Raw genomic sequence first — 22706 nt, 5'->3', positions numbered from 1 at the left:
CATGACTGAGCCCCCCGCTGTGGACATCGGTCTGATCGAGCAGGCCATCGAGGACATCGCCAACGGCCGCCCGGTGATCGTCGTGGACGACGAGGACAGGGAGAACGAGGGCGACCTGATCTTCGCGGCGGAGAAGGCCACCCCGGAGCTGGTGGCTTTCATGGTGCGCTACACCTCCGGCTACATCTGCGTCCCGCTCACCGAGGACGACTGCGACCGGCTGGACCTGCCGCCGATGTACCACACCAACCAGGACCGGCGCGGCACGGCCTACACCGTGACCGTGGACGCGGCCGAGGGTGTCGGCACCGGCATCTCCGCGGCCGACCGCAGCCACACCATCCGGTTGCTGGCCGACTCCGCCGCGCGGCCGTCGGACTTCCGCAGGCCGGGACACGTGGTGCCGCTGCGGGCCAAGGAGGGCGGGGTACTGCGCAGGCCCGGCCACACCGAGGCCGCCGTGGACCTGGCCCGCATGGCCGGGCTCGCGCCCGCCGGAGTGCTGTGCGAGATCGTGTCGCAGAAGAACGAGGGCGACATGGCGCTGCGCGACGAACTCGAGGTGTTCGCCGCCGACCACGACCTGCGGTTGATCACGATCGCCGACCTGATCGCCTACCGCAAACGCAAGGAGAAGCAGGTCGAGCGCGTGGCCGAGGCACGTGTCCCGCTCGCCGCGGGTACGTTTCGCGCGATCGGCTACGACAGCCTGCTCGACGGCATCGAGCACATCGCCTTCGTCTACGGTGACATCGGCGACGGCGAGGACATCCTGGTGCGGGTCCACTCCGAATGCCTCACCGGTGACGTGTTCGGATCGCTGCGCTGCGACTGCGGGCCGCAGTTACAGGCCGCGCTGGCCGCGGTGGCACGGGACGGCAGGGGTGTCGTGCTCTACATCCGAGGCCACGAGGGCCGAGGGATCGGGCTGCTGCACAAGCTGCAGGCCTACCAGTTGCAGGACGCGGGTGCCGACACCGTGGACGCCAACCTCGCGCTCGGCGTGCCCGCGGACGCGCGCGACTACGGCACCGGGGCGCAGATCCTGGCCGACCTCGGCGTGCGGTCGATGCGGCTGCTGACCAACAACCCCGCCAAGCGGGTCGGGCTGGAGGGCTACGGGCTGCGCGTGACGGGGCGGGTGCCGCTGCCGATCTCACCCAATCCGGAGAACCTGCGGTATCTGCGCACCAAGCGCGACCGCATGGGGCACGATCTTTCGCAGTTGGAGCACCTCGACGACGTGGGCGCCGAGGTCGGTGAGCTGCGAGACGGCGGGGTAAGGCATGAGCGGTGAAGGGCGGCCCGAGGCGGGCCTGGAGTTGCGGGAATGCGCCGACCTGCGATTGGCGATCGTGGCGACCAGGTGGCACCCGAGGATCACCGACAGCCTCCTGGAGTCCGCGCTGCGCACGGCCGGTGAGGTGAGGTTGGCCGAGAAGCCGACGGTGTTGCGGGTCGCGGGCGCCGTGGAACTGCCGGTGGTGGCACAGGCGCTGGCCCGTGGCCACGACGCGGTCGTGGCGCTGGGCGTGGTGATCCGCGGTGGCACGCCCCACTTCGAGTACGTGTGCGACGCCGTGACCGCGGGGCTGACGCGGGTGGCGCTCGACGAGAGCACGCCGGTGGGCAACGGCGTGCTGACCTGCGACACCGAGGAGCAGGCGGTGGACCGTGCGGGGCTGCCCTCATCGAGGGAGGACAAGGGCCGTGAGGCCACCGTGGCCGCGCTGACCACCGCGAACGTGTTGCGCGGGCTGCGCGAGCCGTGGCAGGAACAGGGCTTCGTGTGAGGGTTCGGTGAACTTCGGACGGGCTGTTCGAATGGGCTTTCAAGGGGTTTCTGGATGGGCAAGGTGACCGGCAGGCGGGCGGAGCCGGGCGGGGGCATCGTGCTGCGGCCACGGCGCGTGGTGTGGATGGCGGTGTTCGTCGCCGTGGTGCTGCTGGCGGTGTTCGTGACGGTCGGCGTGCTGCTGCGCACCTCCGACACCGGAGTGATCTTCCACGTCAGCGATCAGGTGGCGATGATCGGTGTCGGCGTGGTGCTGGCGGCGGCCTCGCTGGTGTTCGCGTTGCCGCGTGCCCGTGCCGACGCCGACGGCATCGAGGTGCGCAACGTGCTGACCACCAAGTACTTCTCCTGGAACGAGGTGCTTTCGGTGAGCTTCCCCGACGGTGCCTCGTTCGCGCGGCTGGAGTTGCCCGACTTCGAGTACCACTCGGTGCTGGCCGTCCAGGCCGTCGACAGGGAACGCGCGGTGGAGGCCGTGCGTGCGCTGCGCAAACTCCACCGGCAGGCACGCGGGGAGTAGCCGCGCGCCACGGGGGATCAGCGCGTTCGCCGCCTGGCGATGGCGACGCCCGCCAGGCACAGCGCGCCGCCCGCGAGCCCGTAGCCGGTGGGGACCTCGCTGAGCAGCAGCCACGACAGCAGCACCGAAACGGCGGGCACGGCGTAGGTTGTGGCGCTCATCTTTCCCGCATCGGTGCGGCGCAGGGCGTATGCCCAGGTACTGAAGCCGATGGCGGTGGGGAACAGCCCGAGGTAGATGCCGCCCGCGAGCGCGCCGGGTGAGGCCGTGGCCAGTTCACCGACGAGTTGCGGGGTCCACGGCAGCAACGCGGCGGTGCCGAGCGCGCAGCCCAGCAAGGTCACGGCGGCACCGTCCACGCTGCGCAGCGCCACTTTCTGGATCAGCACGCCCGCGGCGTACAGCAGCGCGGCCAGCAGGCACAGCCCCACGCCGAGCCAGTCGCCCCCGCCGCCGGAGTCCATGCTGATCACGGCGATTCCGGCGAGCGCGACGAGGGAGCCGACGACGAGCGTGCGCGGGCGGCTCTCTCCGAGCAGCATTCCGGCACCGAAGGCGATCAGCAGCGGCGCGAGGTTGACCAGTAACGCGGCGGTGCCCGCGTCAAGGTGCTGCTCGGCGGCGTTGAGGGCCACCGTGTAACCGGCCAGCCACAGCACCCCGTAGGCGGCGACCAGCACGAGGGAACGCCACGAGGTGGGCAGCCGGGGCAGTCGCCGGTAGCTGAGCGGTACCAGCACGGCGAGCGCGGCCGTCGCGACGGCCAGCCGGAGCAGCGCCAGCGGCGCGGGGGAGAACGCGTGCCCGATCCCCCGGATGGCGACGAACGCGGACGCCCACAGCACCACGGTGACGGTGGCGGCCACGGCGGCTTTGCGTCGTTCGTTCGGCGAGACCACGGGATCCGGGTCGGAAACGGGCAGCGATCGGGTCATGCCGCCATCCTCACCAGCCACGACAGGTCAGGACAAGCGAATATTTCTCCATATCCGTTAAGCGCTGCTGTACATTTGGCGGATGCTCGACGTTCCCCGCTTGCACGTGTTGCGCACCGTCGTCGCGAAGGGATCGATCCGCGCGGCCGCCGCCGTCTTGGACTACACGCCTTCCGCGGTGAGCCAGCAGTTGACGTCGCTGCAGCGGGAGACGGGACTGCGGCTGGTGGAGCGGGCGGGCAGGGGGATCGAACCGACGGCGGCCGCGCGGGTACTCGCCGCCGAGGCCGAACCGCTGTTCCAGGCGATGAGCCGGGTGGAGGGGTTGGTCAGGGATCTGCGCGACGGCAGGACCGGCAGCCTCTCCATCGGTTATCCCGCTTCGGCGGGGGCCACCTGGCTTCCCCCTGTGGTCGCCACACTGCTCGCGGAGTTCCCGCGGTTGCGAATCGATCTTCGCCTTGCCGAGCCGGCCGATCCGGAGCGGGCCGACGCCGACCTCGCGCTGTTCATCGAAAGCCCGGGGCGGCCCGCCGACCCGTCCCGGGCGTGCGTGCTCGCGCAGGACCCGTACTTCGTCGTCGTCCCCGAAGCCGACCCGCTGGCCGGGATGGCGCGGGTGCCGCTGGCGGCGCTGGCCGAGCGTGGCTGGATCGACAACGAACCCCAGGACGGACCGTGCCGCCAGGTGTTGCTGTCCGCGTGCGCCGAGGCGGGGTTCTGTCCCCGGTTCACCGTGGAGACGCACGATTACCGCACGGCCATCACCTTCGCCGGCACCGGCATCGGGATCACGGTCGTTCCGGGGCTGGGCATCGGTCGGCTGCCTGAGGGGCTGGTCGCCAGGCCGGTGGTAGAGCCGGCTGTGGTGCGGAGGGTGTGCGTGGCGGTCAGGGATGCCGTCGCCGGGCATCCGGCGACGGTGCGGGCGCTGGAACTGCTCAGGTCCGCGGTGACGAGCGACCCGTGCAACGCGGGTGAACCGCTAGCGCGCTGAGATGTCGAGGTCCACCACCACGGGCGCGTGGTCGGAGGCGCCCTTGCCCTTGCGCGCCTCACGGTCGACGTAGGCGTCGGTGACGGCGTCCGCGAACGCCGCGTTGGCGTAGACGAGGTCGATGCGCATGCCGCGGTTCTTCGGAAACGCCAGTTGCCGGTAGTCCCAGTAGGTGTAGGGGCGTTCGTACTTGAGCGCGCGCGGCACGAGGTCGGTGAGCCCCGCCTCGGCCAGCATGGTGAGCGCCTTGCGTTCGGGATCGGTGACGTGCGTGGAGCCGGCGAAGGCGGTGATGTCCCAGACGTCGTCGTCGGTCGGTGCGATGTTGAAGTCGCCGAGGACCGCGAAAGGCCTGCCGGGGTCGCGCTCGGCGAGCACCGTCGCGTGCAGTGCCTCCAGCCAGCGCAGTTTGTAGGTGTAGTGCGGGTGGCCCACCTCGCGGCCGTTGGGCACGTACACCGACCACAGCCGGACACCCGCGCAGGTGACGCCGATGGCCCTGCGCTGGGTCTCGCCCTCGAAGCCGGGTTCGTCGGCCAGGCCGGTGGTGATGTCGCCGAGGCCGACGCGGGAGAGCACCGCGACGCCGTTCCACCGGCCGCCGCCGTTGCAGGCGACGTCGTAGCCCAGTTCGCCGACCTCCCGGCTGGGAAACGCCGCCTCGTCGCACTTCAGTTCCTGCAGGCACACCACGTCGGGCTCGGCCGAGGACAACCACGACAGCAGCCGGGGCAGCCGCGCGGTGACGGAGTTGACGTTCCAGGTGGCGATCCGCATGCGCCGAGAATCCCACACGCGCTGTGTATAACGTCCTATACGGCACGGCTGTCGTGCGTACCCTTGTGGCCATGACGCGCGCGAAAGCGAGGAAGCCGCGAGCCGTCCTGTTCGACGTACTCGAGACGACGGTGCGGTTGGAACCGCTGCGTGAGCGCCTCGTCGAGGTGGGCAGACCGGGGCACGAACTCGAGCTGTTCTTCGCCAGGACGCTGCGGGACGGGATGGCGTACACACTGTCGGGAGAGGCGCCGCCGTTTCGGGAACTGGCCGCCGCGCAGCTCGCGCTCACCTCCGGGCACACGCTGAGCGCGGGGCAGATCGAGTACGTGCTGGACGGCTTCACGCAGCTGCCGCTGCAACCGGACGGTCGCCGCGCGCTGGACCTGCTCGCCGAAGCCGGTGTCCCGGCCTACGGCTTCACCCACGGTTCCGCCGCCGTGCTGGAACAGGCACTGGAAAGGGAGGGCCGCGGCGACCGGGTGGTGCGGGTGCTGTCGACGCGCGAGATCGGCATGTTCAAGCCACCGGCCCGCGCCTACCACTGGGCGTGCGAGCGAACCGGGACCCGGCCCGAGGCCACCGCGCTCGTTGCCGTGCACTCGTGGGACACCAGCGGCGCGGCACGGGCAGGCCTGCTCACGGGCTTCGCCACCCGATTGGAAGGCGGCCTTCCCGCGATCGCGGAACCACCGCACGTGACGGCCGAGCGAGTCGACGAGGTGGTCACCGACCTGCTCGCACTGCCGGACTGAGCAGCGCGGCCTCGGCAGCGCTGCCGCGTGCGGGCACCGGCGCGTGCCGCGCGGAGGCACTTCCCGCGATGTCGGGCGGCCGCCATAGGCTGGGAGCGTGGCTGACCCGTCGACCTACCGGCCCTCGCCCGGCAGCATTCCCGACGCCCCCGGTGTCTACAAGTTCCGCGACGCCGGGCATCGGGTCATCTACGTCGGCAAGGCCAAGAGCCTGCGAAGCAGGCTGAACTCCTACTTCGCCGATCTGGCGGGGCTGCACCCCAGGACCCGGCAGATGGTCACCACGGCGGCGGGCGTGGAGTGGACGGTGGTGTCCACCGAGGTCGAGGCGCTCCAGCTGGAGTACAACTGGATCAAGGAGTTCGATCCCCGGTTCAACGTCCGCTACCGCGACGACAAGACCTACCCCGTGCTCGCCGTCACGCTGCACGAGGAGTTCCCGCGGCTGCACGTCTACCGCGGTCCGCGCAAGAAGGGCGTGCGCTACTTCGGCCCCTACGCCCACGCGTGGGCGATCCGCGAGACGCTGGACCTGCTGCTGCGGGTGTTTCCCGCCCGCACCTGCTCCACCGGCGTGTTCCGCAGGCACGGCCAGATCGGCAGGCCCTGCCTGCTCGGCTACATCGACAAGTGCTCGGCGCCCTGCGTCGGCAACGTCTCCGCGCAGCGCCACCGCGAGATCGTCGAGGACTTCTGCGACTTCCTCGCAGGCCGCACCGAGGTGATGATCCGCAGGCTGGAACGGGAGATGGCGCAGGCGGCCGAGTCGCTGGAGTTCGAGCGTGCCGCCCGGCTGCGCGACGACCTCGGCGCGCTGCGCAGGGCGATGGAGAAGCAGGCTGTGGTGCTCGGCGACGGCACCGACGCCGACGTCATCGCCTTCGCCCACGACGAGTTGGAGGCCGCGGTGCAGGTCTTCCACGTCAGGGGCGGCCGTGTCCGCGGCCAGCGGGGCTGGGTGATCGACAAGGTCGAGGAGATGGACGTGCCCGCGCTGGTGGAGCAGTTCCTCTCGCAGTTCTACGCCGAGCAGACCGAACTGGCCGAACAGGCACCCGACGGTGGCTCCCCGGTGCCGCGGGAGGTGCTGGTGCCGAGCCTGCCGCCCGACGCCGACGCGCTGTCGGAGTGGCTTTCCGGCCTGCGCGGCTCGCGGGTGCGGCTGCGGGTGCCGCAGCGCGGCGACAAGCGGGCGCTGGCCGACACCGTGGCCCGCAACGCGGAGGAGGCCTTCGCGCAGCACAAGCTGCGCAGGGCGGGTGACCTGACCGCCCGCTCCGCCGCGCTGGCCCAGTTGCAGGAGTACCTGGGCCTGGACAGCGCGCCACTGCGCATCGAGTGCGTGGACATCAGCCACATCTCCGGCAGCGACGTGGTCGCCTCGCTGGTCGTGTTCGAGGACGGGGTTGCGCGCAAGTCCGAGTATCGCCGCTTCGCGCTGCGGGAGGCGGCCACCGAGGGGGATGTGGCCGCGATCGCCGAGGTGGTGCGCCGCAGGTTCGCCCGCTACCTGGCCGAAAACACCGGGCACACCGAAAACACAGGGAGCACCGGGCACACCGAGGGCGCCAGGGAAAGGGAAGGCGCGCCCGGTATCGACGCGGAGACCGGCAGGCCACGCAAGTTCGCCTACCCGCCGAACCTGCTCGTCGTCGACGGCGCGGGCCCGCAGGCCACCGCGGCCGCCGACGTGCTGGCCGAACTCGGCATCACCGACGTGGCCGTGGTGGGGCTGGCCAAGCGGCTGGAGGAGGTGTGGCTGCCGGGTGAGCCCGAGGCGGCCATCCTGCCGAGGGCGTCGGACGCGCTGTACCTTCTGCAGCGGGTACGCGACGAGGCACACCGCTTCGCGATCCGCTACCACCGCCAGAAGCGGTCAAGGCGAATGCGGACGTCGGTGCTGGACGGAATACCCGGCCTCGGGCAGGCACGCAAGACGGCGCTCGTCAAGCACTTCGGCTCGGTGAAGAAGCTGAAGCAGGCGAGTGTGGACGAGATCGCCCAGGTGCCTGGGTTCGGCACGCGCACGGCACAGGCCGTGCATGCCGCGCTCGCAGGGGAAGGCACCGAGACGGAAGGGGAGTCGCAGACGTGACCGACGAAGACGCCAGGGCCTCCGGCATGGAGGTCGCGGTGGTGACCGGGCTTTCCGGCGCGGGCCGCAGCACGGCCGCGAAGTGCCTGGAGGACCTCGGCTGGTTCGTGGTGGACAACCTGCCGCCGGAACTGATTTCCACGATGGTGGAACTCGGCGCGCAGGCCAGTGGGGCGATCACCAAGGTGGCCGTGGTGATGGACGTACGTTCGCGTGCCTTCACCGACGACCTGGCCTCGGTCATCAAGGATCTCGACACGCGCGGCTACAAGCCGAGGGTGTTGTTCCTCGAGGCCACCGACGCGGTACTCATCCGCCGTTTCGACCAGGTGCGCAGGGGCCACCCGATGCAGGGCGACGGTCGGCTGGCCGACGGTATCGCCGCCGAGCGGGCGCTGCTGGCGCCGCTGCGGGAGGAGGCCGATCTGGTGCTCGACACCTCCGCGCTGTCGGTGCACGAACTGCGTGCCAAGATCGAGGACGCGTTCGGCTCCGAAACCAGCACCCAGACGAGGGTCACGGTGCTGTCGTTCGGGTACAAGTACGGCCTGCCGATGGACTCCGATCTGGTGATGGACGTGCGGTTCCTGCCGAACCCGTTCTGGATTCCGGAGCTGCGCGACCACACCGGCCTCGACGGCGACGTCCGCAACTACGTGCTGGGGCAGGAGGGTGCCGAGGACTTCCTCGAGCGCTACCACGAGCTGCTGCGGCTCATCGGCGCGGGTTACAAACGAGAGGGCAAGCGCTACCTCACGCTCGCGGTCGGCTGCACCGGAGGCAAGCACCGCAGCGTGGCGATCTCCGAGGAACTCGCCAAACGGTTATCCAAAGAGGACGGCATGGCGGTGAAGGTGGTGCACAGGGACCTGGGCAGGGAGTGAACACGAGGATGCGTGCCGTCGCACTCGGCGGTGGTCACGGGCTGCACGCGACGCTGGCGGCGCTGCGCAGGCTGACCCGCGACATCACCGCGGTCGTCACCGTCGCCGACGACGGGGGCTCCTCCGGCAGGCTGCGCCGCGAGCTCGGCCTGCTGCCGCCCGGCGACCTTCGCCAGGCGCTCGACGCGCTCGCCGACAACAACGGCGAAACCCTGTGGGCGCAGGTGTTTCGCTACCGCTTCGGCGGCACCGGCGCGCTGAACGGGCATGCGGTGGGCAACCTACTGCTTGCCGGGTTGTTCGAGGTGCTGGGTGATCCGGTCACCGGGCTGGACGAGGCGGGCAGGCTGCTCGGCATCGAGGGGCGAGTGCTGCCGATGTCGGTGGAGCCGTTGGAGATCGAGGCCGAGGTCACCGGCCTGGAGAACGGCGAGGTGAGCCTCATCCGGGGTCAGGTGGCCGTGGCGAGCACGCCGGGCCAGGTGCATCGCATCACGCTGCGCAACCCGGGCAGGCCCGGGCAGCCGCCCGCCGCCTGCGCCGAGGCCGTCGACGCCGTGTTGTCGGCTGACACGGTGTTCCTCGGTCCCGGTTCGTGGTTCACCAGTGTGCTGCCGCATCTGCTGGTTCCGGAGTTGCACGACGCGCTGGTGCGTACCAGTGCGACCAAGGTCGTCATCCTCAACCTTGTCCCACAGCCGGGTGAGACGGCTGGGTTCTCACCCGAACGGCACCTCGACGTACTCTTCCAGCACGCTCCCCGGCTCAAGGTGGACGCGGTGATCGCCGACCGTGACTCCGTGCCCACTCCGGCGCGGCTGCGGCGCGCGGCCGCCGCGCTGGGCGGGCGCGCGCATCTGGCTACCGTGGCTGCCTCGGGCGTGGCCGACAGGCACGATCCGGATGCCCTTGCTGGTTGTGTGCGAGAGGCTCTTGGCCTGACCGAGAGCGAGAGGGAGGGGCTGACATGGCGATGACCGCCGCGGTCAAGGACGAGCTGAGCAGGCTGGAGATCACCAAGCTCAGTCCGAGGCGGTCGGAGGTTTCGGCGATGCTGCGGTTCGCGGGGGGTCTGCACATCGTCGGAGGCAGGGTCGTGGTCGAGGCCGAGCTCGACACCGGCTCGGTGGCGCGCAGGCTGCGCAAGGAGATCCACGAGCTGTACGGCTACCACTCCGACGTGCACGTGATCACCGCGGGCGGGCTGCGCAAGGGAACCAGGTACGTCGTTCGGGTGGTCAAGGACGGTGACGGCCTGGCGAGGCAGACCGGGTTGATCGACCAGCGCGGCAGGCCCGTGCGTGGGCTGCCCGCGGCCGTGGTGTCCGGTGGCCTCGGCGACGCGGAGGCCGCGTGGCGGGGCGCGTTCCTCGCGCACGGCTCGCTGACCGAACCGGGCCGGTCCTCGGCGCTGGAGGTCACCTGCCCCGGCCCCGAGGCGGCGCTGGCGCTCGTCGGCGCCGCTCGCAGGCTCGGTATCCAGGCCAAGTCCAGGGAGGTGCGCGGCGCCGACCGGGTCGTGGTGCGCGACGGCGACGCCATCGGTGCGCTGCTGACCCGACTGGGGGCGCACGAGACCGTGCTGGCATGGGAGGAACGCCGGATGCGGCGCGAGGTGCGGGCCACGGCCAACCGGCTGGCGAACTTCGACGACGCCAACCTGCGCCGCTCCGCGCGCGCCGCCGTCGCCGCGGCCGCCAGGGTGGAGCGCGCGATGGACATCCTCGGCGACACCGCGCCCGACCACCTGCTCGCGGCGGGCAAGCTGCGGCTGACCAACCGGCAGGCCTCGCTGGAGGAACTCGGTCAGCTTTCCGACCCGCCGATGACCAAGGACGCCGTGGCGGGCCGGATCAGGCGGCTGCTGGCGATGGCCGACAAGCGCGCACAGGAGCTCGGGGTGCCCGACACCGAGTCGGCCGTGACCCCGGAGATGCTCGAGGAAGGCGCCTGACCGGCGAGGTGTGAACGCCCGGCTAAACCCGCGCCCTGCTCGCCGCGGCAGCCGTAACGCAGCGGTTGCACGCCCGCGCGGCGGCCCGAAACGTGTACGGCCAACCCTCGTGGCACTGGCCGTACCGACGAAAGGGGGCCGCTCGTGCACACGACGGGCAACGACATGGTGGGCACCACCGACAGTGCCGAACTCGCCGAACTCGCCGAACTCGCCGAAACCGCCGGAGTTGCCGAACTCACCGAAGTCGCCGTGGCCGCGCGGGTACGAAGCTGGCTGCGGCGCCGCTCCTGGCGCGCCGACGACTGGACGGCCGCCGAACTGGTCGCCGCCAAGGGCGCGCGCACGGTCAGTGTGGTGATCCCGGCCCGCGACGAGGAGGCCACGGTCGGCGAGATCGTGCGCACCATCCGCGCGTCGCTGGTGCAGCGCCACGCGCTGGTGGACGAGGTGGTTGTGGTCGACTCCCGCTCCCGTGACGCGACGGCGGCCGTGGCGGCCGGGGCGGGCGCCACCGTCGTCGCGCAGGACTCCGTGCTGGCCCCACTGCCCGGCCTGACCGGCAAGGGGGAGGCGCTGTGGAAGGGGCTCGCCGCCACCACCGGCGACCTGGTGGTGTTCGTCGACGGCGACCTGTTCGACTTCACCGCCGACTACGTCACCGGCCTGCTCGGCCCGCTGCTGACCGACGCCGACGTGGACTACGTGAAAGGTTTCTACCACCGTCCGCTCGTCGCCGAGGGTCGCGCCGACGCCGACGGCGGTGGCCGGGTCACCGAACTGGTCGCCAGGCCGCTGCTGAACATGTACTGGCCGCAGCTGGCCGGGTTCGTACAGCCGCTGGCGGGCGAGTACGCGGGCAGGCGGGAGGTGCTGGAGGCCATCCCGTTCGTCGCGCACTACGGGGTCGAGGTCGCCCATCTGATCGACCTGCTCGAGTGCCGTGGCCTCGACGCGCTCGCACAGGTGGACCTGGGTATCCGGACCCACCGGCACCAGAGCACGCAGGCGCTGGGCAGGATGGCGGGCCAGATCATGCTGACGATCATGGACCGGCTGGACGGCTACGGGCGGCTGCTGTCGGCCGAGCCGCCGTCACCGCTGCTCGCCCAGTTCCGCAGGGGCGGCAGCGGCCACGGCCACGGCGTCGATCGCGAACTCCTCGTCACCGACCTAACCGTGCGGCAGCGGCCGCCGCTGTCGACGGTGCGGCCCGCCGCCGCGCGCACGGGATGACCTCGCGGGACCGTCAGTCGGCGAGGTCGGCGTGGGCGACCACGTTGGTGATCCGCACCCGCACCAGGTACTCGCCAGGCACCGCGTTGCGCTTGCCGAACGCCTCGGCCTGCTCGGCGCCCATGTACCGCCCGCCGATGACGGTGGCCCAGTGCAGCATCTCCTCCAGGTCCTCGCTGATGCGGGCCTCGCCGGTGAAGTGCACGTAGGAGTACGGCGGCCGCTGGTCGTCCACCGCCATCGACACCCTGGGATCGGCGAGCAGCGACCTGCCCTTGACCGAGGTCGCGCCGGTGTTGAACACGAACTCGTCGGCCCCGCCGGCCCCGCAGGCGAGCACGAACCAGATCGGGGTGACGTGGGGTGAGCCGTCCGGGCGGACCACAGCCAGCTTGCCCGTCCTGGTGCCCTCGCTCGCGAACGACCACCACTCCGTTTTGGACATCTGCCGCATGATCGCCGACGGTACCCGGGTGTCGCGGGCGGTCACGAGACGGGTGTCGGCGGTGTTTAGCGGCGCCCGCCTGCGGCTAAACAATCGCGACCCTGGAGGTGAGTGTGGCTGACGGCGGATCGCGAACTGGGCGCTGGCCGCGGCACTGGCCGGTGCAACCGCTGCCGCGGACGCCGTGGTCCACTCAGGAACCGACGGTGCACCAGGCCAGTCCCGCGCTGATCGATGCGGCGGCACGGCGCGCGGGCGCGCGGCCGTCCGGCAACTGGTTCGCCTTCGCCGACAGCCGACTCGTCCGGCGCGACCGCCCGTTCGGCACCACGGTGGCGGGCCGGGAACTGGTGGCCTGGCGCGACGAGGACGGCGCTGTGGTGGTCGGTCCCGGTGCCTGCCCGCACCTGGGTGCGCCGCTGGCCGAGGGTCGCGTGGTGTGCGGGGAGGTGGTGTGCCGCTGGCACGGTCTGGCCCTCCCGCCGGACGGCAGACCCGGCTGGCGGCCGTTGCCCGCCTACGACGACGGGGTGCTGTCGTGGGTGCGGCTGGACGCCGAGGGAGGCGAGTCGCCGACACCGAAACCGGTGCTGCCGCAGCGTCCCGCCGCTGCAGGGGCGCTGTCGGCCGTCACCCGGCTGGAGGGGGTGTGCGAGCCGTTCGACGTGGTCGCCAACCGGCTGGACCCGTGGCACGGCGCCTGGTTCCACCCGTACTCGTTCACGCGGTTGAGCGTGGTGCGCGCGCCGGGGGCCACTGCCGCCGACGGGGACGACAGGTTCCTCGTGGACGTCACCTTCCGTGTCGGCCCCCGCTTGGGCGTGGCCGTGCGTGCCGAGTTCAGCTGCCCCGAGCCGCGCACCGTGGTGATGCGCATCGTGGCGGGCGAAGGTGAGGGCAGCGTGGTGGAGACCCACGCGACACCGGTGGGTATCGGGCCGGACGGGTTGCCCCGCACCGCCGTGCTGGAGGCCACCGTGGCGAGTTCGCCCCGACCCGGGTTCGCCGTGGCACGCAGGCTCGCGCCGCTGCTGCGACCCGCGATGCGACGCGCGGCGAGCAGGCTGTGGCGTGACGACCTGGCCTACGCCGAGCGGCGCTACCGGCTGCGCCGCCGGGGAGCCGACCGGGGCGGCGACGGCGGCCGGTCGCGGTTCGGCGCGACCTCTCCCGGCCCCGCCCGATCCGACGGCGGCCAGACGTACGGCAGGTCGGGCGGGACATCGTCGAACAGCCCGCCGTAGTGGTCCGGATCCTTGCGCAGCAGCGCGGAACGGTGACTTCGGTGCAACTCGGGATCGCCCAACCACGGCGGCAGTTCCCCCGCTTCGGCCAGTTCCCGCTGCCCGCGTACCTTCGCGTGGCCCCGGGTGCGGGCGAGGTCGGCCACCAGTTTGGCCGCACAGGTGTCGGCGCGCCCGCCCTCGGTCCAGCGCGCACACATCGTCAGGCCGTACCGGGTGAGTGCTTCCTCGTAGCCGGCCCACATCCGCACCGCCGGATGATGCCGCCAGCCGTGCCCAGGCACCGTCAACGCCCGCAGCACCTGCAGCGCCTCCACCCGCTGCTTGCCGAGCCTGCGCGCGTCCAGTACGGCAGCGGAGGCCGCGAAGTCCGGGTAGGGCAGGAAGGTCTGCATGCGATGCGTCCGGCGAGGTTGTCGAGGCGTTCGGGTTCAGCGCAGCAGCGCGGCGAGGCCACGCAGCACCGTGTGCCGCCCGCTGGTCGGGACGCTGAGCAGGTCGTGCCCGGCCACCCCCCAGCGCGCCAGCAGTTGGTTGGCCGCCTGCCAGCCGGTGGTGGCCGCGCGCTCCATGAGCGCCACCGGCAGGTCGACGCGGACGCAGTCGCCCGCGAGCACGAGCCCGTCCACCGGGGTGAGCACGCCCGGCCTGTGCCGGAACGTGCCTGGCGCGAACAGCGGGCAGTCGGCGCGCCACTCGACGCGGTCGGCCACGACGCGTGCCCGCGTCGTTTCGGGGTAGACGGCGCGCAGCCGGGCCAGCAGTTCGGACTCCACGCGCTCGCGTGGCCCGGTGGCGGCGTAGGCGTGCAACTCGACCACGGAACCGCCGTGCCGGGTGGCCCAACCGGCCGCGTCGCTGTCGTAGCGGTCGAGCAGGCTGATGTTGTCCAGCGGCGGCTGCCCGCCGACCGCCAGGAACGCCGGACGGCCGGAGCCGACCCCGCGGTCGAGCCACAGCCTGCGGACGCAGAACGGCGGAGCCGTCCGCTGCGCTGCGATGAGTTCCCGCCACGGCCCCGTGCCCAGGCCGGGGGAGGCGTCGACCACCTCCCGCAGCCCCGCCACGTCCAGCGCCAGCACCACGGCGTCGGCGTCGACCACCCGCTCGCCTGCGTGCACCCGCAACCGCCGCGTGCCGCCCTGCTCGACCCGGTGGACCGCCGTCCCCTCGTTGATCGTGGCGCCGCTGCGCCGCAGGTAGGCCGCCAGCGGCTGCCACAGCAGGTGGAACGGCGCGCGCGGCACGTCGAACAGCAGCCCCTCGGCCGAGCCGAGGAAGTACAGGTGGAACATCACCGCCAGTTCCGCCGCCGAAAGCCGCTGCGGGTGGGCGAAGAAACTGCGCGAGAACACGTCGAACGCCAGGTGCCGCGCCGCCGGTGGAAACCCGATGCGTTCCAGCAGGGTCCGCGCGTCCAGGTCGTCGAGTTCCCGGTAGGTGTCCGGCACCCGCACGTCCAGCAGCGAAAGCGCCGCCCGCGCGTTCAGTCGCGGCACGTCACGGACGGCGAACGTCGGGCTGCGGGCGACGAACGCCAGCGCGTTCCACGGCGGGGTGCGCGGCACCCCGAGAAAACTGTCCACCCTGCCGTGCGCGTCGACCAGCGGGTAGTCCGGCAGGGCCAGCAGGCCCGCCAGCTGCGGGTCGGCCCTGCGCAGCAGCGCGCGCAGGTTGTAGTACTGCCTGAAGAACGCGTGGAAGCCACGGCTCATCCCGGTGCGGGTGCCGTCGGGCAGCGTGGTGGTCCACCCGCCGACGCGGCCACCCAGGTAAGGCGCGCGTTCGAACAGTTCCACCGCCACGCCCCGCTCCGCCAGCCCGGTCGCCGCCGCGAGCCCCGCGATACCGCCGCCGGCCACCACGACCCGGGGCGCGGGAGCGGCGACGGTAGGGCTGCCTTGCGGTGCCGGATGCCGCCTGCGCCTGCGGTCGCGGCTCATTCCCGGGCCCTTGTGGCGTGGAAGGTGTGCACGATGCCGCGTTGCCAGCCGCCGACGCCACGGCAGCGCACGTCGGTGAAACCGGCCGCCAGGAGACGATCGGCGAACCGCCGCGGCGAGTCGAACCGCCGCACGCTGCGCCACAGGTACCGGTACAACCGCGCGTCGCCCACAGCCAGCCTGCCCACCGGGATGATCACCGACCAGCACACCGCGTGCCAGGTCAGCCGGGGCAACAGGTTCGGGCTCAGGCTGTAGTCGTGCACCACCAGCAGCCCGCCGGGCCGCAGCAGCCGCCGCAGCGTCGCCAGCGTGGCGTCGGGGTCGGGCAGGTTGCGCACCAGGTAGGCCGCGAAGGCGGCGTCGAACGGCCCCCGCACCCCCGCCTCCGGCAGTGCCTCCACACGGCTGTGCACGAACCGCACCGAGTCGGGCCACTCCTTGGCGCGCGCGACGTCGAGCATGCCGCGCGAGGCGTCCACCGCCACCACGGCCGCTTCGGGGTCGGCGGCCAGCAGCGCGGCGGTCGACGCCCCGGTGCCGCAGCCCGCGTCCAGGATGTGGTTGCCCGCCTGCCTCGCCGTGGCGGCGGCCTGTCGCAGGTTGCCGTGGTAGCCGGGATTCAGGCCGACGAGCCGGTCGTAGGCGGCCGCGGCGGCGTCGAACGCCGAGGGCACGTCGTGTCGCGAAACCGCGCTGCCCATCACGGCCCCTCCGGTGTGCCGCGGGAGATCCGCACCTGCTGGGTCCGTTCCTTGCGTTCGTGGTGGCTCCAGCCCAGCAGGGTGGCGGTGACGAGACTGAAACCGAACAGGAAGTCCTCCACCGGGATGTCCAGCGGGAACCGCAGCCCCAGGTAATGCGCGGCGTCGTAGTGCACGATCGGCGCGCTCAGCTTGGTCAGCCACCCGTCCACCGGTACCTGGAAGGCGAACACGATGGCCAGTGTCAGCCAGTACGCCTTGCGACGGAACAGCCCGGTGCGCAACCAGGCGACCTCGATCAGCACGACGGCAGCCACCGACAGCAGTGCGGGCACCGTGTAACCGAGACCGATCATGGTTGCTCCCCGAGCGGCAGCCTGCGCACGGTCTCGAAGGTCAGCACCGCGCACAGCGGGATCACCAGGAAGAACAGCACCTCCTCGACGGGAAGACCCGGTGCCGCCATCGCACCGAGCGTGTAGTCGGGACTGATGCTCCACACCCCCGCGGCGATGGCGGCGATGTCCCACAGCAGGAACGCCGCCGCGGGGGGACCGAGCGCGCGCAGCAGCCTGCCCGGCCTGCGGTACACCCCCGCGCCGGTGAACTCCAGCGGCAGCGTGACGGCGAGGCAGGCCGCCAGGACGAGCAGGTACTGCAGTTGTTCGGTCGAGTCCATGGTCACGTCCCCTGCGTCAGCGACTGATCCGCGGCAGTGCTGTTCTCGCTGTTCTCGCTGTTCTCGCCGTGTTCGCCGTTCTCGCCGTGCCGGCCGTCCTCGCCGCTCGCGCCAGCGCGGTTCGTGCCACGGCGGCACCCGCCAGCGCGAGCCTGCGCGGTGTGCTCACCACCGCGCGACCGGCGAACACGTCGTGATCACGGTCCTCGATGCGGTCGAGGATGCGCGAGTACAGGTCGAAGGCCGTGGCCACACACGGCCGCGAAGCCGGGTGCAACATCGCGATTCCCGGGCGGGCCCTTCGGTACACCTCCCGGGTGCGTGCCACCTGGTCGGCCAGCGCCGCCTTCACCTTCGGTTCCGCGCGCCCGTTCCGCAGACACCACCGCAGCAGGTCGGTGTCGACGCCGTAGGCGGCGAGTTCGTCGGCGGGCAGGTAGACGCGGCCCCTGTGCAGATCCTCGGCGACGTCGCGCAGGAAGTTGGTGAGCTGGAATGCCGCTCCCAGCGCGGCGGCGTGCGGTTCGGCCTCGCGGCGGTCGCAGACCGTGCCCAGCACGGGCAGTACCTGCAGCCCGATCACTTCCGCCGAGCCGTGCACGTAGGTGTCCAGTTCGGTCCTGCTGGCATAGCCGGTCACCGCGAGATCCATCCGCATCGAGTGCAGGAACGGCCCGAACAGCTTCGCCTCGACGCCGAATCGCACGGTGGTGTCGACCACCGCCGCCAGCACCGGGTCGTCGCTGCTGCCCGCCGCGAGCCCTTCGTCCAACGCGGTGGCGATGTGGTCGATCCGCTGGGCGATGTCGGCCGCCGTCCAGCCCGGCTCGGGATCGTCGACGAGGTCGTCGACATAGCGGGCGAAGCCGTACAGCGCGTGGATGGCGGGCCGCTGCGCGGGTCGCAGCAGCCGCGTGGCCAGGAAGTAGGTCCGGCCGTGCCGCGCGTGCAGCCGCCTGCAGCGCGCGTATGCCTCGCGCAGGCGCGGTTCGGTGACCCGGGCGGCGGTCAGTTCCCTGCCGCTCACGAGTTCACTCGCGGCGGACGTTCCCGGCATGCCGCGCGGGATACCCAGGTGAGGCCGCGGTGATACGTGCCGCGGCCATCGGGTCGCTGAAACGGAGGAGGTTCGGCGGCGCCTCACGAGTCCTTGCGGCCGGCGAGCGCGAGGCTGAGGCCGAGGCCGATCATCGTGACACCGCCCACCCCGCCGAGGAGTTCCAGCCTGCGCGGTGAGCGCGCGAACCAGTCCCGTGCCGCCGAGGCCGCCAGCGCCCAGCCGGAGTCCAGCAGCAGCGCCACCACCGGCAGCACGATGCCGAGCAGCAGGATCTGCACCGGTACGGCCGCCGCGTTCGGCTGCACGAAGTGGGGCAGCACCGCGGCGAGGAACACGATCGACTTGGGATTGGCGAACCCGACGACGAAGCCGTCCCGCAGCACGCGCGCCGCGCTGCCCGCGCTCGCGGCGACGCCCGTGCCGAGTGCCTCGGAAAGCGAACGCCGGTGGAGTACCGCCCGCACGCCGAGGTACACCAGGTAGCCCGCACCCGCCAGCTTGACCGCGGTGAAGGCCGCCGCCGAGCGCTCGACGAGGGTGCCGAGGCCGAAGGCGACCGCGACGATCTGCAGGTAGATGCCCGCCGCGTTGCCGACCACGGTCAGCAGCGCGTCGCGCCGCCCCACGGTCAGTGCCCTGCTGATGGTGAACAGCACGCTCGGGCCCGGCACGATGACCATGACGAACGTCAGCGCCGCGAAAGCCGCGACCTGTCCGAAGGAGATCACCTGGTCAGGCTAGGACCCGGGCGCGGGACCGGGTAGCGGATTACCGGGGCGGCCGGTGGCGTGTGACCTCGATCCGGTTCCGAAGACTTCCCAGGCCCCCTGTCCGCAGGTAGCCTCTTAATCGATTCTCCCGCAGGTCGGCGGTGTGGTCGTCTCATCCGGGTGACGCGGATCCTCGCTGGCCAGCACGCTAGGGTGGCGGGTGGAACCACGAACAGTCCAGGCCCGGCGACGACCGGGGAGAGCCCACGAGGAGAGCAGAGCAGTGACGGTTCGCGTAGGCGTCAACGGCTTCGGCCGGATCGGCCGCAACTTCTTCCGTGCCGTGCAGGCCGGCGGCCACGACATCGAGGTTGTGGCGTTCAACGACCTGGGTGACGTCGCCACGATGGCCCACCTGCTCAAGTACGACAGCATCCTTGGCAGGCTGCCCGAGGAGGTCAGCACCAGCGCGGAGGGCATCGTCGTCGGCGGCAAGACCATCAAGGCGCTCGCCGAGCGCGACCCCGCCAACCTGCCGTGGGGCGACCTCGGGGTCGACGTTGTGGTGGAATCCACCGGCTTCTTCACCAACGCCGACGCCGCCAAGGCACACATCGCGGGCGGCGCCAAGAAGGTGGTCATCTCCGCGCCCGCTAAGGGTGAGGACCTCACCGTCGTGCTCGGCGTCAACGACTCCGCCTACGACGGTTCCCAGACGATCGTCTCCAACGCCTCCTGCACCACCAACTGCCTGGCACCACTGGCCAAGGTGCTGCACGACGAGTTCGGCATCCAGCAGGGCCTGATGACCACCATCCACGCCTACACGCAGGACCAGAACCTGCAGGACGGCCCGCACAAGGATCTGCGCAGGGCCCGTGCCGCCGCGCTGAACATCGTGCCCACCTCCACCGGCGCCGCCAAGGCGATCGGGCTGGTGCTGCCCGACCTCAACGGCAAGTTGGACGGCTACGCGCTGCGGGTGCCGGTGCCGACCGGCTCGACCACCGACCTGACGGTCACGCTCGAGAAGAGCGCGTCGCTGGCCGACGTCAACGCCGCCTACCGTGCCGCCGCGGAGGGCCCGCTGCGGGGGATCCTGCGCTACAGCGAGGAGCCGATCGTCTCCTCCGACATCGTCACCGACCCCGCTTCGTGCATCTACGACGCGCCGCTGACCAAGGTGATCGGCAACCAGGTGAAGGTCGTCGGCTGGTACGACAACGAGTGGGGCTACTCCAACCGCCTCGCGGACCTGGTCAACCTCGTCGGCTCCAAGCTGTCCTGACGCCATGCCGGTGAAGACACTCGACGACCTGCTCGGCGAGGGCGTCTCGGGCAGGCGCGTGCTGGTGCGCTGCGACCTGAACGTGCCGCTCGACGGCGACACGATCACCGACGACGGCCGCGTCCGTGCGGCACTGCCCACCATCCGGCGGCTCGCGGACGCCGGGGCGCAGGTGATCGTCACCGCACACCTCGGCAGGCCCAAGGGCGCGCCGGAGGCGAAGTACTCGCTGGGTCCGGTGGCCCGAAGGCTCGGCGAACTGCTGGGCGCTGACGTCCGCCTCGCGGGAGACGTCGTCGGCGAGCAGGCGGCCTCGGTCGTCGGCTCGCTCGCCGACGGCGGCGTCGCCATGTTGCAGAACGTGCGGTTCGACCCCAGGGAGACCAGCAAGACCGACAGCGAACGCGCGGAGCTGGCCCGCGACCTGGCCGCGCTCGCGGGTGAAGGTGCGGCCTTCGTCTCCGACGGCTTCGGGGTGGTGCACCGCAAGCAGGCCTCGGTCTACGACGTGGCCCGCGAGCTGCCCGCCTACGCGGGTGACCTGGTGCTCGCCGAGCTGGAGGTGCTGCGGACGCTGACCGGCGACCCCGAGCGCCCCTACGCGGTCGTGCTCGGCGGTTCGAAGGTCTCCGACAAGCTCGCCGTCATCGAGGCGCTGCTGCCCAAGGTCGACCGGCTGCTGATCGGCGGCGGGATGTGCTTCACCTTCCTCGCCGCGCAGGGCCACGAGGTCGGTGACTCGCTGCTGGAGACCGACATGGTCGACACCTGCAAGCGGCTGCTCGCCGAAGCCGGGGGCAAGCTCACCCTGCCCGTCGACATCGTCGCGGCCGACAGGTTCGCCGCGGACGCGAACGTGCGCACCGTGGCGGCCACGTCGATCGAGAAGGGCTGGCTGGGTCTGGACATCGGGCCGCAGACGGTCGCGGAGTTCGCGGCGGCGCTGGCCAACGCGCACACGGTGTTCTGGAACGGCCCGATGGGCGTGTTCGAAATGGCGCCGTTCGCCGAGGGCACCAGGGGCGTGGCCACGGCCATCGCGAACGCGGAGGCGTTCAGCGTGGTCGGTGGCGGCGACTCGGCCGCGGCCGTGCGACTGCTCGGCCTGCCCGAGGAGAGGTTCTCGCACATCTCGACCGGCGGTGGCGCGTCGCTGGAGTACCTCGAGGGCAAGGAACTGCCCGGTGTCGCCGTGCTGAGTGAGGAGCGCTGATGGCCCGCAAGCCGCTGATCGCAGGCAACTGGAAGATGAACCTCAACCATCTCGAGGCCATCGCGCTGGTACAGAAGATCGCCTTCTCGCTGCCGGAGAAGTACTTCGCGAAGGTGGACGTGGCCGTGCTGCCGCCCTTCACCGACATCCGCAGCGTGCAGACCCTCGTCGACGGCGACAAGCTGCTGCTCACCTACGGTGCGCAGGACCTCTCGCCGCACGAGTCGGGTGCCTACACCGGCGACGTGTCCGGGCCGATGCTGGCCAAGCTCGGCTGCACCTACGTCGTCGTGGGGCACTCGGAGCGTCGTGAGTACCACGCCGAAACCGACGAGGTCGTGAACAAGAAGGTCCGTGCCGCCGTCAAGCACGGCCTGACGCCGATCCTGTGTGTCGGCGAGCCGCTCGAGGTGCGCGAGGCCGGCGGCCACATCGAGCACACGACGGCCCAGTTGATCGCCGGGCTGAAGGGGCTCAGGGCCGAGCAGGTGGACGGCATCGTCGTCGCCTACGAGCCGGTGTGGGCGATCGGCACCGGCCGGGTCGCCACCCCGTCCGACGCCGAGGAGGTGTGCGGGGCGCTTCGCGCCGCACTGGCCGACAAGTACGGGGCCGAACTCGCCGAGCGGACCAGGGTGCTCTACGGCGGCTCGGTCAAGTCCGGCAACATCTCCGACCTCGTCAAGTGCGACAACATCGATGGCGCGCTGGTCGGCGGGGCCAGCCTCGACGGCGAGGAGTTCACCAAGCTCTGCGCCCTCGCGGCCGGCGGCCCACTTCCCTGAATGTCGGGGGATTGGGCTACCCTTGAGGCTCCCGCCACCCGCAGTACACAGAGGATGACATGAAGCTGTTCCTGCAAATTCTGTTGATCGCGACGAGCGTGCTGCTGATCGTCGCGGTGCTGCTGCACCGCGGTCGCGGTGGCGGGCTGTCGTCCCTGTTCGGTGGCGGCATGCAGTCCAGCCTGGCCGGGTCGAGCGTGGCCGAGAAGAACCTGGACCGGATCACGCTCGGCCTCGGTGCCGTCTGGGTCATCTGCGTCGTGGGACTCGGTTTGCTGGTGAAGATCTGATCGATGTCGGCGTGCCTGGGGGTACGCCAACTGTCTGGTGGGTGTGAGAATTCATGGTTGGCGGTAACGCGATTCGAGGCACGCGGGTCGGTGCCGGCCCGACGGGGGAGTCGGAGCGGGGAGAAACCGCGCCGCGTCGCCGAATCTCCTACTGGTGTGCGAACAGGCACGAGTCCCGTCCTTCGTTCGCGATCGACGCCGAGATTCCGGAGGAATGGGACTGCCCGCGTTGCGGGCTCCCCGCGGGGCGGGACGAGCAGAACCCACCCGCCGCGCCGCGGACGGAGCCGTACAAGACGCACCTGGCGTACGTCAAGGAGCGGCGCAGTGAGGCCGACGGCGAGGCCATTCTCGCCGAGGCGTTGGAACGGTTGCGGCAGCGCAGGCAGATCTGAGT

Annotated in this window: 25 protein-coding genes and 1 pseudogene; 16 read left to right on the top strand and 10 right to left on the bottom strand. The window is 71.3% G+C overall.

Annotated features, from left to right (window positions below):
* Window position 1: 1 nt before the first annotated feature.
* From SACMADRAFT_RS16290 to SACMADRAFT_RS16280, 3 genes are read left to right on the top strand one after another with little or no spacing between them, the layout of a single operon-like run.
* Window positions 2-1297, top strand: coding sequence for a bifunctional 3,4-dihydroxy-2-butanone-4-phosphate synthase/GTP cyclohydrolase II (locus tag SACMADRAFT_RS16290; RefSeq protein WP_009154933.1), 1296 nt, complete (start codon window positions 2-4; stop codon window positions 1295-1297).
* The gene (gene ribH, locus SACMADRAFT_RS16285) at window positions 1287-1793 is read left to right on the top strand and encodes a 6,7-dimethyl-8-ribityllumazine synthase (protein ID WP_009154932.1); all 507 of its coding nucleotides are present in this window, start codon (window positions 1287-1289) and stop codon (window positions 1791-1793) included. Before SACMADRAFT_RS16290 ends, ribH begins: the two co-directional genes overlap by 11 nt.
* Before the next feature lie 54 nt (window positions 1794-1847).
* Window positions 1848-2315, top strand: a complete 468-nt coding sequence (locus SACMADRAFT_RS16280) for a PH domain-containing protein (protein WP_009154931.1) — start codon at window positions 1848-1850, stop codon at window positions 2313-2315.
* Window positions 2316-2332: 17 nt separating this feature from the next.
* On the opposite strand, the gene SACMADRAFT_RS16275 is transcribed toward SACMADRAFT_RS16280, so the two are convergent.
* Complete coding sequence (locus tag SACMADRAFT_RS16275) at window positions 2333-3250, bottom strand: DMT family transporter (RefSeq protein WP_009154930.1); 918 nt, start codon at window positions 3248-3250, stop codon at window positions 2333-2335.
* 82 nt (window positions 3251-3332) lie between these two features.
* On the opposite strand from SACMADRAFT_RS16275, the gene SACMADRAFT_RS16270 reads away from it, so the two are divergent.
* The gene (locus SACMADRAFT_RS16270) at window positions 3333-4247 is read left to right on the top strand and encodes a LysR family transcriptional regulator (RefSeq protein ID WP_009154929.1); all 915 of its coding nucleotides are present in this window, start codon (window positions 3333-3335) and stop codon (window positions 4245-4247) included.
* Here the strand turns inward: SACMADRAFT_RS16270 and SACMADRAFT_RS16265 are convergent.
* Complete coding sequence (locus SACMADRAFT_RS16265) at window positions 4236-5024, bottom strand: exodeoxyribonuclease III (protein WP_009154928.1); 789 nt, start codon at window positions 5022-5024, stop codon at window positions 4236-4238. The two genes, SACMADRAFT_RS16270 and SACMADRAFT_RS16265, sit on opposite strands and share 12 nt — an antisense overlap.
* Before the next feature lie 71 nt (window positions 5025-5095).
* On the opposite strand from SACMADRAFT_RS16265, the gene SACMADRAFT_RS16260 reads away from it, so the two are divergent.
* The 6 genes from SACMADRAFT_RS16260 to SACMADRAFT_RS16235 all read left to right on the top strand — a co-directional run bounded on the left by SACMADRAFT_RS16260 (window position 5096) and on the right by SACMADRAFT_RS16235 (window position 11948).
* Window positions 5096-5779: an HAD family hydrolase gene (locus SACMADRAFT_RS16260; protein ID WP_040925724.1), complete on the top strand. Its 684-nt coding sequence runs from the start codon at window positions 5096-5098 to the stop codon at window positions 5777-5779.
* A gap of 97 nt (window positions 5780-5876) precedes the next feature.
* Window positions 5877-7874, top strand: coding sequence for an excinuclease ABC subunit UvrC (gene uvrC, locus SACMADRAFT_RS16255; protein ID WP_009154926.1), 1998 nt, complete (start codon window positions 5877-5879; stop codon window positions 7872-7874).
* 26 nt (window positions 7875-7900) lie between these two features.
* Complete coding sequence (rapZ, locus tag SACMADRAFT_RS16250; protein ID WP_040926500.1) at window positions 7901-8758, top strand: RNase adapter RapZ; 858 nt, start codon at window positions 7901-7903, stop codon at window positions 8756-8758.
* An 8-nt stretch (window positions 8759-8766) separates the two neighbouring features.
* Window positions 8767-9735 (top strand): gluconeogenesis factor YvcK family protein, encoded by a 969-nt coding sequence (locus tag SACMADRAFT_RS16245; RefSeq protein ID WP_009154924.1) that lies wholly within the window; start codon window positions 8767-8769, stop codon window positions 9733-9735.
* Window positions 9726-10712, top strand: a complete 987-nt coding sequence (whiA, locus tag SACMADRAFT_RS16240; protein ID WP_009154923.1) for a DNA-binding protein WhiA — start codon at window positions 9726-9728, stop codon at window positions 10710-10712. The genes SACMADRAFT_RS16245 and whiA overlap by 10 nt, the downstream gene beginning before the upstream one ends.
* Window positions 10713-10856: 144 nt before the next feature.
* Window positions 10857-11948, top strand: a complete 1092-nt coding sequence (locus tag SACMADRAFT_RS16235) for a glucosyl-3-phosphoglycerate synthase (protein WP_009154922.1) — start codon at window positions 10857-10859, stop codon at window positions 11946-11948.
* 13 nt (window positions 11949-11961) lie between these two features.
* Here SACMADRAFT_RS16235 and SACMADRAFT_RS16230 read toward each other — a convergent pair whose 3' ends face one another.
* Window positions 11962-12402: a PPOX class F420-dependent oxidoreductase gene (locus tag SACMADRAFT_RS16230; RefSeq protein ID WP_040926498.1), complete on the bottom strand. Its 441-nt coding sequence runs from the start codon at window positions 12400-12402 to the stop codon at window positions 11962-11964.
* A 104-nt stretch (window positions 12403-12506) separates the two neighbouring features.
* Here SACMADRAFT_RS16230 and SACMADRAFT_RS16225 point away from each other — a divergent pair.
* Window positions 12507-13508: pseudogene (locus tag SACMADRAFT_RS16225) on the top strand (DUF5914 domain-containing protein); the annotation flags it as partial.
* Here the strand turns inward: SACMADRAFT_RS16225 and SACMADRAFT_RS30965 are convergent.
* The 7 genes from SACMADRAFT_RS30965 to SACMADRAFT_RS16190 form a co-directional block, all read right to left on the bottom strand.
* A complete protein-coding gene (locus SACMADRAFT_RS30965) occupies window positions 13493-14032 on the bottom strand; it encodes an MSMEG_6728 family protein (protein ID WP_009154919.1) in 540 nt (179 codons plus the stop codon). The pseudogene SACMADRAFT_RS16225 and the gene SACMADRAFT_RS30965 overlap by 16 nt on opposite strands.
* 36 nt (window positions 14033-14068) lie before the next feature.
* A complete protein-coding gene (locus SACMADRAFT_RS16215) occupies window positions 14069-15580 on the bottom strand; it encodes an FAD-dependent oxidoreductase (RefSeq protein ID WP_009154918.1) in 1512 nt (503 codons plus the stop codon).
* Window positions 15577-16284, bottom strand: a complete 708-nt coding sequence (locus SACMADRAFT_RS16210) for a class I SAM-dependent methyltransferase (RefSeq protein WP_009154917.1) — start codon at window positions 16282-16284, stop codon at window positions 15577-15579. The genes SACMADRAFT_RS16215 and SACMADRAFT_RS16210 overlap by 4 nt, the downstream gene beginning before the upstream one ends.
* On the bottom strand, window positions 16284-16640 hold the full coding sequence (locus SACMADRAFT_RS16205; RefSeq protein ID WP_009154916.1) for a lycopene cyclase domain-containing protein: 357 nt from the start codon (window positions 16638-16640) through the stop codon (window positions 16284-16286). The genes SACMADRAFT_RS16210 and SACMADRAFT_RS16205 overlap by 1 nt, the downstream gene beginning before the upstream one ends.
* Window positions 16637-16963, bottom strand: coding sequence for a lycopene cyclase domain-containing protein (locus tag SACMADRAFT_RS16200; RefSeq protein ID WP_009154915.1), 327 nt, complete (start codon window positions 16961-16963; stop codon window positions 16637-16639). The genes SACMADRAFT_RS16205 and SACMADRAFT_RS16200 overlap by 4 nt, the downstream gene beginning before the upstream one ends.
* Before the next feature lie 16 nt (window positions 16964-16979).
* Window positions 16980-18020, bottom strand: coding sequence for a phytoene/squalene synthase family protein (locus SACMADRAFT_RS16195; RefSeq protein WP_009154914.1), 1041 nt, complete (start codon window positions 18018-18020; stop codon window positions 16980-16982).
* Between the two features lie 83 nt (window positions 18021-18103).
* Window positions 18104-18703, bottom strand: a complete 600-nt coding sequence (locus SACMADRAFT_RS16190; protein ID WP_408640356.1) for a LysE family translocator — start codon at window positions 18701-18703, stop codon at window positions 18104-18106.
* 313 nt (window positions 18704-19016) lie between these two features.
* On the opposite strand from SACMADRAFT_RS16190, the gene gap reads away from it, so the two are divergent.
* From gap to SACMADRAFT_RS16165, 5 genes are read left to right on the top strand one after another with little or no spacing between them, the layout of a single operon-like run.
* A complete protein-coding gene (gap, locus tag SACMADRAFT_RS16185; protein ID WP_009154912.1) occupies window positions 19017-20021 on the top strand; it encodes a type I glyceraldehyde-3-phosphate dehydrogenase in 1005 nt (334 codons plus the stop codon).
* A gap of 10 nt (window positions 20022-20031) precedes the next feature.
* Window positions 20032-21234 carry a phosphoglycerate kinase gene (locus tag SACMADRAFT_RS16180; protein WP_269726583.1) on the top strand — a complete coding sequence of 401 codons (1203 nt, stop codon included), beginning with the start codon at window positions 20032-20034 and terminating at the stop codon, window positions 21232-21234.
* Complete coding sequence (gene tpiA / locus SACMADRAFT_RS16175; RefSeq protein WP_009154910.1) at window positions 21234-22019, top strand: triose-phosphate isomerase; 786 nt, start codon at window positions 21234-21236, stop codon at window positions 22017-22019. The genes SACMADRAFT_RS16180 and tpiA overlap by 1 nt, the downstream gene beginning before the upstream one ends.
* Window positions 22020-22078: 59 nt before the next feature.
* Entirely contained in the window at window positions 22079-22309 is a 231-nt protein-coding gene (gene secG, locus SACMADRAFT_RS16170; protein WP_009154909.1) for a preprotein translocase subunit SecG, read from the top strand.
* A gap of 53 nt (window positions 22310-22362) precedes the next feature.
* Window positions 22363-22704 carry an RNA polymerase-binding protein RbpA gene (locus SACMADRAFT_RS16165; protein WP_009154908.1) on the top strand — a complete coding sequence of 114 codons (342 nt, stop codon included), beginning with the start codon at window positions 22363-22365 and terminating at the stop codon, window positions 22702-22704.
* Window positions 22705-22706: the final 2 nt, after the last annotated feature.

This window comes from Saccharomonospora marina XMU15 (assembly GCF_000244955.1).
GTDB classification, from domain to species: domain Bacteria; phylum Actinomycetota; class Actinomycetes; order Mycobacteriales; family Pseudonocardiaceae; genus Saccharomonospora_A; species Saccharomonospora_A marina.
The sequence above is the reverse complement of the archived record's forward strand: the minus strand, read 5'-3'. Positions and strand labels throughout refer to the sequence as shown.